At 37.0% G+C, this 14,161-nt stretch carries 8 protein-coding genes; all 8 read right to left on the reverse strand.

Features of this window, described 5'->3' with window-relative positions; translation table 11 throughout:
• Positions 1-549 precede the first annotated feature (549 nt).
• Positions 550-1,269 carry a cell wall anchor protein gene (locus O3633_RS04775; protein WP_371620567.1) on the reverse strand — a complete coding sequence of 240 codons (720 nt, stop codon included), beginning with the start codon at positions 1,267-1,269 and terminating at the stop codon, positions 550-552.
• A 16-nt stretch (positions 1,270-1,285) separates the two neighbouring features.
• The gene (locus O3633_RS04780; RefSeq protein WP_371620568.1) at positions 1,286-2,362 is read right to left on the reverse strand and encodes a hypothetical protein; all 1,077 of its coding nucleotides are present in this window, start codon (positions 2,360-2,362) and stop codon (positions 1,286-1,288) included.
• Between the two features lie 13 nt (positions 2,363-2,375).
• Entirely contained in the window at positions 2,376-2,714 is a 339-nt protein-coding gene (locus O3633_RS04785; RefSeq protein ID WP_371620569.1) for a conjugal transfer protein TrbC, read from the reverse strand.
• Between the two features lie 89 nt (positions 2,715-2,803).
• Entirely contained in the window at positions 2,804-4,654 is a 1,851-nt protein-coding gene (locus tag O3633_RS04790; RefSeq protein WP_371620570.1) for an AAA family ATPase, read from the reverse strand.
• A 2-nt stretch (positions 4,655-4,656) separates the two neighbouring features.
• Complete coding sequence (locus O3633_RS04795; protein ID WP_371620571.1) at positions 4,657-6,402, reverse strand: type IA DNA topoisomerase; 1,746 nt, start codon at positions 6,400-6,402, stop codon at positions 4,657-4,659.
• 161 nt (positions 6,403-6,563) lie between these two features.
• Entirely contained in the window at positions 6,564-11,429 is a 4,866-nt protein-coding gene (locus O3633_RS04800) for a PBECR4 domain-containing protein (RefSeq protein WP_371620572.1), read from the reverse strand.
• 11 nt (positions 11,430-11,440) lie between these two features.
• Positions 11,441-11,701 carry a hypothetical protein gene (locus O3633_RS04805; RefSeq protein WP_371620573.1) on the reverse strand — a complete coding sequence of 87 codons (261 nt, stop codon included), beginning with the start codon at positions 11,699-11,701 and terminating at the stop codon, positions 11,441-11,443.
• Between the two features lie 116 nt (positions 11,702-11,817).
• The gene (gene mobP2 / locus O3633_RS04810; protein WP_371620619.1) at positions 11,818-14,154 is read right to left on the reverse strand and encodes a MobP2 family relaxase; all 2,337 of its coding nucleotides are present in this window, start codon (positions 14,152-14,154) and stop codon (positions 11,818-11,820) included.
• Between the last annotated feature and the right edge of the window lie 7 nt (positions 14,155-14,161).

Consider the following 14,161-nt stretch of genomic DNA (forward strand, 5'->3'; position numbering starts at 1 on the left):
ATACCTTTCCAAAAAATATACCCACTATTTTATTTAGAAACTCCAAACCACCTGCCAATTAAAATTGATTTCTTATAACGATGAAAATATTAAAAATTAAATAAGAATTAAATTTAAAAAAAGTTTTAGTAGCAGCACTTCATCTATTGATAAGCTATCTTTCCTAACTGACAAGCAGTTTGGAATCTCTAAATAATTTGAAATATAATTTCAAGCACGATTCAATCATAGACTTTGTATTTTCTTTACAGCCATTACCGATGATATATTCATCTAATAGAATAAAACCACTGTTCTATTTAGAAACTCCAAACCACCTGCCAGTTAAAATTGATTTCTTATAATGATGAAAATGTTAAAAAATTAAAATTAAAATTAAAAAGGATTGATAAAAAATAAACTTTAAAAAAAGTTTTAGTAGCAACAATTCATCTACTAATAAGCTATCTTTTCTAACTGACAAGCAGTTTGGAATCTCTAAATAATTTGAACTGTAGTCTGTAATTATTGATCAGGCTGTTGTTATAGTTCGATCACACCTTCCTTATCTTACAAATATCTTTTCTTGTATAGCCAACCAACTACTGTAAGCAAACCAACACCTATAGCTTTTAGAGAACTTTCAATTTCACCTGTATAAGGCAAGGTAGCTTTTGTTCCATCTGTCTTTGTGACAGTAATTGTCTTATCTTCATTTGATACAGCTCCAATAGCTTCAGGAGCAACCACAGAGCCATCTTCTAGAACAAGGTTACCATTTTGTGTACTCACGATCGAGGCTCCCGTATTCGTCTGAATAGGCGCTTTTGTCACATCATGAACGACTTGCCCTGTTGAAGTTGAGGTGGTTCCGATTTGTGATTTTCCTTGTTGATTCGCTTGATCAGTGGTTTTTGGCTTTTCTTCTGACACTTTATCAGGACTTGCAGCGTTGTCAGTGTCCTGTGCTTTATCTGATGGGGCAGCTGGTTGGCCTGGTGTAGTTGGATTGTCATTGGAGCTGCTAGTATTGTCCTTATCTTGCGGAGCACTTGGAGCCGTTGGATCAACTGGAGGAGCTGAAGGCTCTGTTGATTGAGTTTCAGGAGCTTCTACATCAGTCGGATTTGTAGTTGGTGTAGTTGACGCAATCGGCGCAGTTGGTGAAACAATTTCTGTTGCTGGAGTTGACGGATCAACTGGATTTACTTCATCCGCTGATACATATCCCGCTTGGATAAGAGCAAAAGTTGAAAGGGCTAGAGTAGCCAAAAGTTGTTTCTTTTTCATGTGAGGTTTTCCTTTTCTAATTTTTAGTGTTAAGATAATCGGATTCTCTAGGCTCAGTCTCCACAACAAAACCATATTTTGAAGAATCGGAAGATTTTACATCGAAAGTTAATCTGATACTAGATGATTTATCCTCCCTTTTAACAGATAGGATATATGAAACTGTGTATTTTTGAGACTCTGAATCATAGCTCAATTTCTCTAAAATAACTGATTGTAGAATCCCCTCTTTTGGTGCTGTAAATTTAGCATCACCTGAAGAAAGAAAATCTACTAGTTTTTCCTTTTTGCCTGAATAATAGGAAGGCAAGAAATAACGACTAAATACATCTACTTGATTTTTTGTTGAAATAATAAGTTGTGTATTCTTTTGTTTATCATAGAGGTAATTTAACTGCTCAGACTGTTTCGATAACTGATTAAAACCATAAAAAACGGAGACTAAACTTGTTAGAGTCAGTAATCCTAAGAAAGCTAGTAAAAGGTATACTTTTCTTAAAGAAACAGGTGGAACAGACCCAAGGTTGATATCAGAATCAGCTCGTTTTCTAACTTGTGGCGGATGTGACGTACGACTTAAAGTTGGTAAAGTATCCTCTCCCTCGATTGGAAACAGTGGAAGAGAAGAATCGGAGAATCCCAAACTTTGTTTATATACAGGATAAATCTGGTTCTCAAAATACTCCCTTTTTTCTTGATAGCTGTAATTCGCAAATTCAGAGCCAGTAAGTATTGCTTGAATGAGAGGAAGCAAGAGGTTTTCATAGTCTTCTGTAATGAGGAATGGACTAGCATAAACCTCCCCTTCTGTCACTACGCTTTTTCCTTCCATATGGGCAATTGCCACTTTTTTCAGCTGAAACTGACCATACGCCTGCTTCAACTCCCTAAATAACAACTCGGCCTGTTGAAATGTTAGGTAGGGTAAGCTTTTTGCAATCGGCTGAGAAAAATCAGAAAGATGATCCAATCCCTCGATGATATCAAACAACTCACTATCATCCTCTGGACCTCTTCCATCTTCCCAGGAGATTTCTAAAAATAGATCATCTGTAATCGTACAGCGACCTTTATTAAAGAGTGAAAAAGTCATAAATCACCACCCCTTAACTTTTCACGAAATCAAAAATCCATTCAATGATACTTGGTCCCGCTGAAACACCAATAATTGCAATTGCAATTGATACCCAATGTTTTTTCATCGAGGCTTTTAACTCCCGTCCACCAAACGCATAAATGAGCGAAGTGACAACGGCAGCTAGTCCAAATAGTGCAACACTGACTAGTTGAACTTTTGTAATTCCTTGTTTCGCCAAGTTATCCGACTTAGCAAATGGATCGTCCGCATAGACTGTAGATCCTGTTAGGAATAGGGAAAGGCTCAATAAAAACATCTGTGATTTTGTTTTTACTTGCTGAAGTTGTCTTGTCAAACAATTTTTCATAGAAATCCTCCTTTGTTTTTTGACAATGTTAGTATAATAGATAATTGAAAAAAATTTTTTAAAGGGACAATCATTTTTTATTGTTAGTTTTAAGAAAATAATGCTTCACCAAATGACTTATTTTCAACTTCGACGTCGAACAATATTTCTCTTTTATCTTCACGGTGATGCTCATCTGGTGCATCACCTTCTACCCAAAGATGAAAATGATACTCTTGGTTGTGATCGGATAAGTTCAGAAACTCTTTAGAAATTAAAGGAAGCACCTTATGCTTAATCACTCTTTCCAGAGGTCGTGCACCATCCTTTATATTGGTTCCTACATCTAATAAATAAGAAACCAAACTTTCTTCATAAGAGAGAGTCAACTTCTGATTCTTCATTCTTTCTTCGATTTCTGATAGTTGTTTGACAATAATTTCCTTATTCACTTCCTCGTCTAACATGTTGAAAATCACTTTATATTCAATTCGATTGAGAAATTCTGGTCGGAATTTAGTTTCCAACTCCAACGTCATGCTCTTTTCAAACTGAACTTTATCCCTATCTGTTAGTTTTTTAAAATTCCCTTTCAATTCATACTGCTTGATAATTTTTTCAGCACCAATATTCGTAGTAATAATAATGATGGTATTCTTAAAGCTCACTTGCCTTCCAGTTGAATCAGTCAAGCGCCCTGCATCAAGCACCTGCAAAAATAAATCTACAACTTCTGAATGTGCTTTCTCCACCTCATCGATCAGAATAACGCTATAAGGTTTTTGTTTAACCTTCTCAGTCAATTGCCCTTTCGTTCTAGTTTGACGATCGCCAATCAACTTTGTGATATCTCCCTTTTGTTTATACTCAGACATATCAAAGCGAATGATTGCCTCTTCATCATCAAACATTCCCTCTGCTAGTGCCAAGGCAAGCTCTGTTTTTCCAACCCCAGAAGTTCCTAGAAACATAAAGGAGGATAGGGGCTTTCTTTGATCCTGTAAACCAGCTTGTGCAACAGTTATAGCATCCACAACAGCCTCTACAGCCTCATCTTGACCTTTAACACGTCGTGACAGCTTTTCTTTTAAACCATCTAATCTTTCCTTATCACCTTTCAAAATCGTCGTAACAGGAATGCCTGTTTTATTTTTCAGCACCTCTGCAATTTCTTGCTTTCCGACATGAACCAATCCATTTGTAGAACAAATAGTCGCTGCTTCATCTATTAAGTCGAAGGCTTTATCAGGTAAAAATTGATCAGGTATGTAGCGGACCGATAGCAGTACAGCTTGTTTTACAGCATCAGAACTAATGGACACCTGGTGAAAGTTTTCGTAAATAGTTTTAGCTTGCTCAAGAATTTCAATCGCTTGGGGAGTTGTTGGTTCAGAAACCATAATCGGCTGCATCCTTCGCTCCAGCGCTCGGTCCATTTCGATATATTCATGAAATTCATCTAAAGTAGTTGCGCCAATCAATTGAATCTCACCACGTGACAAAACTGGCTTAATAATATTTCCAGCATCCAGAGCGCCTTTATCTGAACCACCAGCTCCAACAATCGTATGAATTTCATCAATAAAGAGAAGATTTTCTCCTTTGGTTTTTACCATCTCCTCAATAATTTTCTTAAACTTAACAATAAATCCTCCATCCTCATCTGACATTAAACTAGATAATTCCAGAGAGCGTACGGTCAAGTTTTTTAATTTTGGAGATACCTGGTTTCGTAAAATGGCTAAAGCAAATCCTTCAACAATAGCTGTTTTACCAACTCCAGCTTCTCCTACCAAAATTGGATTGTTTTTGGTTCGTCTGAGAAGAGAGGTTTGAACAGCTTCTACTTCTTTATCACGGCCGTACACCTGATAATCTTCCGCTTTTTTGGAAACTTTTTCTGTCAGATTATCTGTATAACGATCTAAATAGGGTGTTTTTTTCTTTTCTTCAGTAGTCACACTTAATCACCTCTTTCTTTTACTTCCTTGATTTGAAGAGTAAGCTTATCTTTTATTGCATCCACAAATTCTCGTGGATTGATTGCCCCTTCTCCTATTTGAGATAGAAACATTTCCCAGCCTCCTGTTGTCTCTGCATCAGAGAACTCATTGTCATAGAGATAATTGATAAGTAAATAGGCTTTATTGGTAGGCGTTAGTTGACCTGTTTTTTTATCTTTGACAACATAGCCCTTACTCTGAATTTTTTTAATGATTTCTCCTCTAGTGGCTTGTGTTCCCAAGCCATATTTAGGAAATATTTGGCCAATCAATTGGCTCTCAGTTAATCGTTTAGGTGGTTTTGTTTCCCCATCTATAATCTGGACTTGTGTCTCAATTCTATCTCCTACTTGATAATCAGGAACTTCAACAGAACCTCGTACCTTTCGAGAACTCCATTCAGCCCATCCTAACTTATGAAGTGTTCTACCTTTTGTATTAAAAACAAGACCATTATTCTCTACTTCAATTGTTTTGGTTGAATAATAACAATCATCCGCAAATATCAAGATTGCCTGCTTCACAACTGCTTCATAAATCAGTCGTTGGTCAGTCTCTAAATTTGAAAGGTTTGGAATTTTTTCAGTCGGAATCAAGGCTGAGTGGCTCGTACCAGATACTTTTTCATCATTAACATAATCTTCCCTAGGCTCCAAAAACGCTGGCTGAAAATGACAATTAATAGCTTTTTGATAGGCAGATAGATTTTCTTTTAAATCGTCAAATTCAAAATGATTGATGTATTCTGAGTCTGGTCGTGGATAGGAGAGAAAACCTTCCAAATACAGTCCCTCAACAATACTTTCTGTTGTGCTTGAGTCAAATTTCCAAGCGCTTGCTGCAAAACTTTGTAATGCTGACAAGGTAAATAGCTGTGGAGCGGATTTCTGATGATTTTCTATCTCAACTGAAGAAATAACAGAGGTGGTTGATAACCCCCTTGAAGAGGCTAAAATAGCCTCACTATCCTTAGTTTTGTCTTTTGTGGTGAAGAATACCCCATTTTTCTTATCCTCCAGCTGGAGCTTCCAATATTTTTCTGGAGTAAAGTTACGAATCGCTAAATCATTTTCACAGACTAGTCTAATTGCAGGTGTCTGAACTCGACCAACCGATAGATGGCTACCTTTTGTTCGGGGAAGTTGTCCTCTTGCTTGAAGATCAATCGTTGCAAGAGGTGATAAATTCATACCTACCAACCAGTCACTTTGTGCACGTGCTTCAGCTTCCAAATAGTAATTATAGGTCTCTGAAGGTTCCTTCAATTCATGAAAAGCTTTTTGAAGAGCTTTCTTAGTCAAGGAGCTTGCCCAAAGCCGTTTCCAAATTTTCTCCTTGCCTCCTGGTATGTGCGACAAAATAGAGTACGCAATCCGCTCTCCTTCTCTATCAGCATCCGTCCCAATAATCACTTGATCCGCTGCTACGACTTCATCATAAATTCTCTTAAATTTTTCTCTTGAATTCTTGTCCTCTTTGAGATGTTGCTTAAATGAAACATTTGTCAGAGGTAATTTATTAAGTGACCAGTTGTCTGGTTCACTGTATTCAAATAGGTGCCCTTCAGCAGCCGCCACATGAACTTCAGCTGGAAAATAGAGTGATTGCCTGATAACATAGACACCTTTCTTTTTACTAAATTGTCCCAAAGCTGTAGCGTAAGCTTCTGCCTGTTTCTCTTTTTCAGCCAGAATAACTATAACCATATCATTCTCCTTCTACTTCATTTTCTGTCATTGTAAGATATAATTAAAAAATATTTTGTAAAGGGACATTGACAAAGAGTAGAACGAGTTCATATAAAAGAACAACACAAAAAGTTATATAACTTTTTGTACAAAAAAGAGGCTCACAAAGAGCACTCTTTCTATACTTTAAGCCCCTTTTTTGGGCTTTGGATAAAATTTTGATTTTGTCCCACCTGTCTATTCAACTGATAAGGCTTTGTATGTTGTTCAACACTTTTTACAATCTTAGATACTGTTCCATGAATCCGTTTCATAGATTGCGCTAGTTGTTGATCATCAAGAGAGGTCAAATTATCAGTCCAAATTGCCATATAGCGAATGGCTTTCTCAGAGGTATCTAACCCAAAATGGTTAGAAACGAGATAACTCGTCATCTCAGCTTCAAGTTCTCTACGATCTTTTGAGACATCTTCCTTATACGAGTTAGCAAATTTAGGATTATGTAGACTAGCATGCGCCAACTCGTGAATAGTGGTTGCAACGACTTCTCCAGGAGTATTATCTGGATTCAAAAGTATTTTTTGTTCAGCAGGATAAAAAGCTCCTTTCGCACTCCTCAACTCTTTTGCATCGTCTTGATAGATTGTTACCCCAATACCCTTAGCATAGTCTGAAAGTCCTTCAAGTACCTCTTTTGTACGAATATGATCCATATTAAAGTCATAGTGACGATTTGGCATCGCTTTGGGATAAAATTCAGGTTTCAAGGTTGTTTGAGACAACTCAAATACTTTATACGTAGCGAATTTAGCTAAGCCTGTTTTTGAATCTCTTTCCTGAAAGAGGCGAGATTTCAATTTTCCTTCTTTCTTTAACGCCTTTTCTTCAGGTGTCGCTTCAGAAAGTCTTTTATATTTTGGATTGCCTTTTCCATTTTTTACCTGATTTCCATTTTCATCCAATACAGGAATCATTTCAACCATCATAGGTCTAAACAAGGTAATATGTGATTTTTCTCCTGTCTTAACCGAAAGATTATTATGGACAACTTCTCTTGTTCGACCTGTTTTTTTATTGGTATAGGTATTTCTAGTTTCAAATACCTGATCTGAAGTAATCCCAAGAACTTCCCCCATCGATTGCCATTGATTATAGGTTGCAACTGCACTCGCTCCTGGCCACTGTTCCTGAATCAAAGCGACATTTCTAGGAGAAAGTTCTGGAAACTTACTCATAAAATTCAGATACTCTTCTAACCGTTCTGGTGTTTCTGTGTACTCTCTCACTTTTTGGAAAGCAACCTCACTCAATTCATGAGGCGTTAAAGCAGCATAATCAATACTACTTGAGTTTACTTCAGGGGTCTCCAAATCCGAAATAGGTTCCTCATTCAAGATCTCCTCTACACGCTGAAGCAAATTATTTTTAGTTTCTTGCTTAGAAGATTGAAAAGCAACCGGTTCTCTTGTATCAGGAGTTTGACCTGCTACTTCTTCTGTCAATCGAGCCGATTCATTTGCTTCCTGAGAAATTTCCTTATTCACCTCTCTATTTCCCAGCTGAGAAAGAATTTCTTCATCCATCGATGCTAGTACAGATTGACCGTTGAGTCGACGATATCCTAATCCTAACATTTGTGAAATTGGTGTAGTCTCATCTCCAATATCATACCGAATTCCCTCTTTAATCATTTCACCCCCTGGAGCATAAACATCAAACTTAATTTTGGTAGGAAGGATATAGCCTTCAGTATTGCCTGCTGTTACTTGTTTCATTCCTTCTTGATGAATTGGATAAAAGTCCTGATTGGCCTTATATAGCTCCCTAGCGAAGTCTTGATAAGATATCAGTTCGGTCTCTTTAAACGGCAATTTCGGGCCAACTGGGCGATCCTCAGACCATTGAAGACGAATATGATAGTCATCTTTATAAATATGATCTTGATGCCAGTCTCTATAAAAGTCGGAATTTTTATCCAGGAGATTATCTTCTCCAGCTGCAGCAACAATCTGATCAAATTTATCATTGTACTGTTTCGCATAGTCAAGATACTGATTCCAGGCTTGATGAAATTCTTCTGGAGTTTTTGAGATGTCACCTGGCACACCTAAATTATAGACACTATCTAAGACTTGAGTAAACGTAGCCGAATCAAGTAGGGGTTTATTCAGTGTGTTATCTGAAGCCGTTTGTTCAATTTCTTTAGAAACTTCTTCATACTGCTTATTCTTCAAAACTGACAGCATTTCTGCGCCTTTATCTTTAACATATTCTTCATTGATTGAAAGTTGCTCAAAGTGACCATCTCGCTCTCTAAAGACACCTAAAATAATCTTTTCCTGATTTGTCTGATCCAGTAGAAGATTAAGGCTTTGTCTTAATCGCATAAGACTAGCTGGCAGAACCGTGCCATCTACCGTCCTAAAAGCAAGTAAAACATCTTGGTCATTTGAACGAATTGCCTTATCCAAATTTAGGCTATGAAACTTTTCTACATCTGATAAGTCTCCAAAATAAAAGGACTCTGCGTCTACTATGGCAGGTAATTCAGGAAGAACTTTCAACTTATCAAACGCAGCACCTCTATTGGCAATTAAAATATTATCAAATTGTCCATTTCCAGCAGCAAAATCCAATAAAGTTTGTCCTGCAGTTTGCCCTTCTCTATAAGGATAAATACCTGTTAAGTGCATAAAACTTTCTTTGTTATAGGAGATAGCAAGGCTATTTGTATCTGCACCATCCTGGTAAAAATAGGTAACTTGTGAGTCTGCTACATTTTCTAAATACCAAGAGGCTGCATTTTGAAGATGAGGAGCATAACGGTTTAATTTTCGCAAATCTTTATCTGAGATAGGATGGTAATTATCCTTATGAATTGACTTTCTTTCCTCATTTATGCTAAAATGAAGTAAAGGTTGAGATCGAGTTTGACTTGGTGACAAGTCATTCAAAGGTTGCGATACATTCGCTTCTGGTAGAGGTGCTGCCCCCTGAGTTTCTTCAGGAAAATCCCCGAGTTTTGTCTCAGCCTTTTTGTTTTGTCCAGAATTATTAGCAGTCTCTTGTCCACCCTCAAGAGACTTTTCTTTTTCTTCTGAAGCCTCTATTATCTTAATGGGCTGAGTATCAAGTCGTGACATTAAGTTATCCAACAATTCACGATTTAAGACCACTTCTCCCTCTTGCTCTTCCAGATAGTGGAACAATGTATTTGGAGTTATCACAAAACCATAGGTAAAGTCTCTTGTTCCTGATTCAATCAATGGATACTCCAGCATTCGTTCAATTGATTGTGATAGATTATCAAGGGTTTTTTCATCATAATAGACGCCAAAACTGTCACTTGAAAGGCTTTCTATCTGCTTATTGGTATTGTAGGCTGCTATTGCAAGCTCACCAATAAACCGGGTCGAAATATCTACTCCCAAAGTTCTCTGATGAGGTTTCAATGCTTGATACAAAGAATCCTGCTCAGGAGTCCCTTTTTCCTTGTATAAATCAATCGTTTGATCATCGATAGAAGTCAAAAGAGAGTGAATGGGAGACAGTACTTCCATTCGCTTATCATTGAGATATTTTGTAGGATGGCTATTTCCTAACTTCGCAAAGACATCATATAGATAGAAATCTGGGGCAAATTCAATTGATAATTCTCCAGATTGAATCCGATTATTTAAACTCTTTGTTAATGCTTCATTTTCCCGTTTTACCTCTTCATAGCTCATCAATCTCACAGCATTCTCCTCTGTATTGGCAATAGATTCTTGATTACCTGGAGAATGCTTTTCTTCCGCAGCCAGATCTGTTTCAGAGGGCCTAGTCGACTGAACAGAGAAAGAAATATTGTTCCAATTTTCTTTAAGCCACTCCGCATCTTCAGGAGAAAGGTGGCTGGTATCAGGGAGGTGACTTGATTCTGATAAAGTTTCTTCAGCCATTTGTTCATATTCTGATTTGCGACTATCAGACTTTTCTTCCTGTTGATTCTTTAGAACATCATTCCAGTCCGTTTTATCTTGTCCTGGTTTTAGTTCTGGTAGATCTGAATTGATAACAGCTCCTTTTGCCTCCAATTCTTGAATGAATGTTCTACCTGCTTTATCATTATCTAAAGCTAGAGTAATCAAATCCGCATTTTTCCCATCTTCAAAAAAATGATGATCAATAGCTACTTGAAGTCCGTCCGCTAATTGTTCAGGTGTCCATCTTAGCGCTTTTCCTGACATTTCAGCCTTAATTTGAGATAGATGACGGCCAATAGTAGATTCTTTCAAACCATCCATAGAAACTAATCTGACATCCTGAAGACTATCCTTATGCAATTCATAGTAGGACATTAAATCTATTGGGCTCTCAGTGAAAATCAATCGTTTTGGACTGCCAATATCAACATGAATACCTGTCATAGGATCGGAGTTTTTCATAATCACTTTAGCATATCCATGTTTTGGCCACTTCTCCCAATTCTCCTGTATTCCTTGTAAAGTGGCTCCAACAACTTCACCTGAAGAAGAAAGGGATTTGAATACAATAACTGGCTCAATCTCATTTGTTGTAACTCTACCAGTGCCTTCCGCAAAGTAGTCAAGTTTGGCGTTAGCTTGGGCTAAAACCCCCTGTTCCAAAAAATAATCAATCGTTTCATCCGATAACCCACGTTGATTCCGTAAGTAGTCTCTTCCAGCTGAAAACGGCTGCTCGTATTTCTCAAGATAGTATTTAAAATCTTCTTGAGGTCTTTCAACCATTTGAAACTCTTTAAAGTTTCCATCATTCAAAAAATCTACAGATTGGTTAAAATCTACTTCCTTTATCGTCTCAACCAAAGAAATCGCATCTCCACCTGTATTTCTAGAGAACCATTTCCATAAATTTTTATCAGGTGAAATAACTAGGCTATCATGTTCTTTCCATCGATAGTCTCGTCCGGAGCGAACCAGCTCCATCTGAAGCTCTTTTGCAACATCCAAAATATCTCTAGAACGTGCAAATTCAACACGTTCTCTACGACTTTTACCACGTCTTGATTCTTGTTCTGTCATATAAAATCTCCTTAAAATCCTTCATACTGTGGTTTGTACGGCTCATTCTCTGCTTGTAGAAATGATTCTGGATCTAAGTGAACCAATTCCCCTACTGAAAAAGATTCAAATAGCTCAGAATTTTCCTTAAAATCTAGAACCATTTCTAAATTAGAATTTCTTCCTTGACCCTCAAAATGCACTTGCTTGCTATCGGCATTCGTTGCCGTAATTAACCATTCAGCTGAGAAATCAAAGTCTTCAACTGCAACATCTGGAAATACTAGCTCCATTTGTCTACTCCTTTCTCTTTTTATCCTTTTATTCTATGTAATAACTGAGGAATCACAGTTAAAGGGACAATAGATTTCCATTTTCAACAAAAAAGCCATTGCTTTTACAATGACTCTTATATACTTTGTCCTTTCTCCTCCAGTTCTTGCCTCTCATCGCTTCTCTCACGTTCCATAAGGGCTTTTTTATTTGCACGTTGAGCCCTTTGAAGAGAATTGGTCAGATTTCTCATGAAATCTGTATTGATGATTGCTTTACCTTGAGATTGTTGGATATTTTTTCTTTGCAAGACCTTTCTTTCTTGCATTTTCTGTGAAACAGCTTGAGCTAACTGACTTTTCTGATTGCTTTCTTTCTCTGGCAATATTTTTTGATAGAGTGAGTTGAGTTCAGAAAATCCTTTCGCATTCTCCTGTTTTAATTTTTGAATAGTCGCTTGATCAGTCGTTTGTGAAATTTCCTTGTTTCGACTATAAATCTGATGCTTCAGCTGAAAAATGGAGATATGTGTCTGTAACTCTTCTATATAGCTATCTTTCGTAATAGGATAACCCTTTAGAATGGTCAAAACTCCCTCATCTTGAAGAGGTTCAATTGTAGCTAATTCCTCCTTCAAACGTTTAATAGGAGCTTGAATTGCTAATGAATCAGCCTTTTCTACTGAAAATGAAACACTATCCTCAAACTGGTTAGCAAGAGATTGTCTCAGAGATTGGTCTGCTTCACTCAGTTTATAATTTGGAGTCAGCTGCAATTCAGTCAGCTGCAGTCTTTGAAGAATCTCCTTCCTTTTTAATTCAACAAATGGCTTATCGGTTTCAAGTGGTTGAATTTGATCAAAAAGAGTTTTACGAACTAATAAACTACTCTGTTTTTCCTCCAATAAACTCAATTTTAAAGCATAGCGAAATGTTCCTAACTCTTGGCGCTCTTTTAATGATCGATCATTTTTCTTTTTAGCCGCTTCTACAAGATTTTTCAAATCAGCTGAAGAAAATAGCGACAAGTCTCTTAAACTAAGTTGCTTCTCCAGTAAGTCTTCTTTCATCTGACTCACATCATAAACTAATTCCGTAATATATTCAGGACGTCCCAAACCTGTTCCATGTTTATCATAAGTAGCATAGACTGGTTTTGTGATTTCAAGAGGTTTTGCCCCATCTTTCAATTCATAACCCAGTTTTTTCCAAGCATCTAGTGTTTTGATAACACTTGCATTGGGATCCTGTTCTAAAATCATTTGTTGATTCTTTACTGAGAAATTGGCCAAATTTTTTTCCAGCCGAACATCAGCTATTTCAGGAGCATTCTCACGAAATAGGTGCAAGATTTTATTTGCTAGTCGTTCTCTCAACTCCTTCTCTCGATTCGCTATTAATTGCTGTAGATGATAGCCTGCAGCTTCCTGTTGTGTTTTCTCAAAACGACCATCAACTTTCCGACTCTTTTCGTAGGTTGATTTTTTTTCAGCTGAATAAGCTCCTCTATAAGTTTCTAGGAAGTCCTTCGTTTCTTTCAGAAATTCTTGATAGAGCTCTTTCCCATCATTTTCTAAATAGGAATCCAGATAGCGATCAAGGAAGAATTTACTGACTGCAAAATCTCTTGCATTTGATCCATAACGCCATTTTTTTTCCATTGGCAAATGGTTGTAAGCCTGCTCCAAAAAATTTTTTTCAGCCGAAGAACGAACCTTCTGATCTCTAAAAACAGAATTGATCAACTCACTTCTGATATTGGCCAAGATTTGTTCTCGTCGAACAATCATTCCTCTAGTCTGTTCATTTAACAGGCCATGAAAAACATCACTTTTAAAACGCTCAATGGTTTTCTGAGAAAAGTTACCTCTAAATTCCATTCGTCCACGAGGCCGATAGAAAATTTTTTCTCTTGCAGATTCAACTTCAGATAAACCAAAATGCACATGAATATTATCCGTATTCAAGTGAATGTTAGCCCACCAAAATGATGAGTCTGATAATCCTTCTTTTTCAATCAATCTTGGCAATGCTTCACGTATGACCGACTTGATAGCTTGCTGATCAACTTTCCCAGTTTCCAGATCATATAATCCCTCCTTGGCCAGAAAGTCATTATCAAAAGAGATAACACCTTGCCATAGAAGAGAGCCATTTTGATAAGCCTGTTCTAACTTACTTTTCAATTCAGTTACTTTGCTACGCTGCAAATAATTGGCCTCTTTTGTAAAAATCGCTGTCATCTCTTCATTTTGATTTTCAGTAGCATAAGAACGATTCATATAATCGATATACTCCTGGAAATTAAGTTTTGTTTCTGGGACTTCAGCTTGGATTTTTTGTATTTTATCTTCAGTTAGAGACTCAATATTTTGTCTGTGTGTTTCTAAATTTAATTCATTATCAACCTCGACAGCTTCGTCTCTATTGGTGTAGTCTACAAACCCACTATTTGCTTCTGTATATTGCAGCATGAAGGTA

Origin of the sequence: Streptococcus sp. 27098_8_22 (assembly GCF_041432415.1) — a bacterium.
Classification (GTDB): domain Bacteria; phylum Bacillota; class Bacilli; order Lactobacillales; family Streptococcaceae; genus Streptococcus; species Streptococcus pseudopneumoniae_M.

Coding starts and splice junctions, on each gene's coding strand:
- O3633_RS04775 (WP_371620567.1), bottom strand. CDS start 1,269: ATGAAAAAGAAACAACTTTTGGCTACTCTAGCCCTTTCAACTTTTGCT.
- O3633_RS04780 (WP_371620568.1), bottom strand. CDS start 2,362: ATGACTTTTTCACTCTTTAATAAAGGTCGCTGTACGATTACAGATGAT.
- O3633_RS04785 (WP_371620569.1), bottom strand. CDS start 2,714: ATGAAAAATTGTTTGACAAGACAACTTCAGCAAGTAAAAACAAAATCA.
- O3633_RS04795 (WP_371620571.1), bottom strand. CDS start 6,402: ATGGTTATAGTTATTCTGGCTGAAAAAGAGAAACAGGCAGAAGCTTAC.
- O3633_RS04800 (WP_371620572.1), bottom strand. CDS start 11,429: ATGACAGAACAAGAATCAAGACGTGGTAAAAGTCGTAGAGAACGTGTT.
- O3633_RS04805 (WP_371620573.1), bottom strand. CDS start 11,701: ATGGAGCTAGTATTTCCAGATGTTGCAGTTGAAGACTTTGATTTCTCA.
- mobP2 (WP_371620619.1), bottom strand. CDS start 14,154: ATGCTGCAATATACAGAAGCAAATAGTGGGTTTGTAGACTACACCAAT.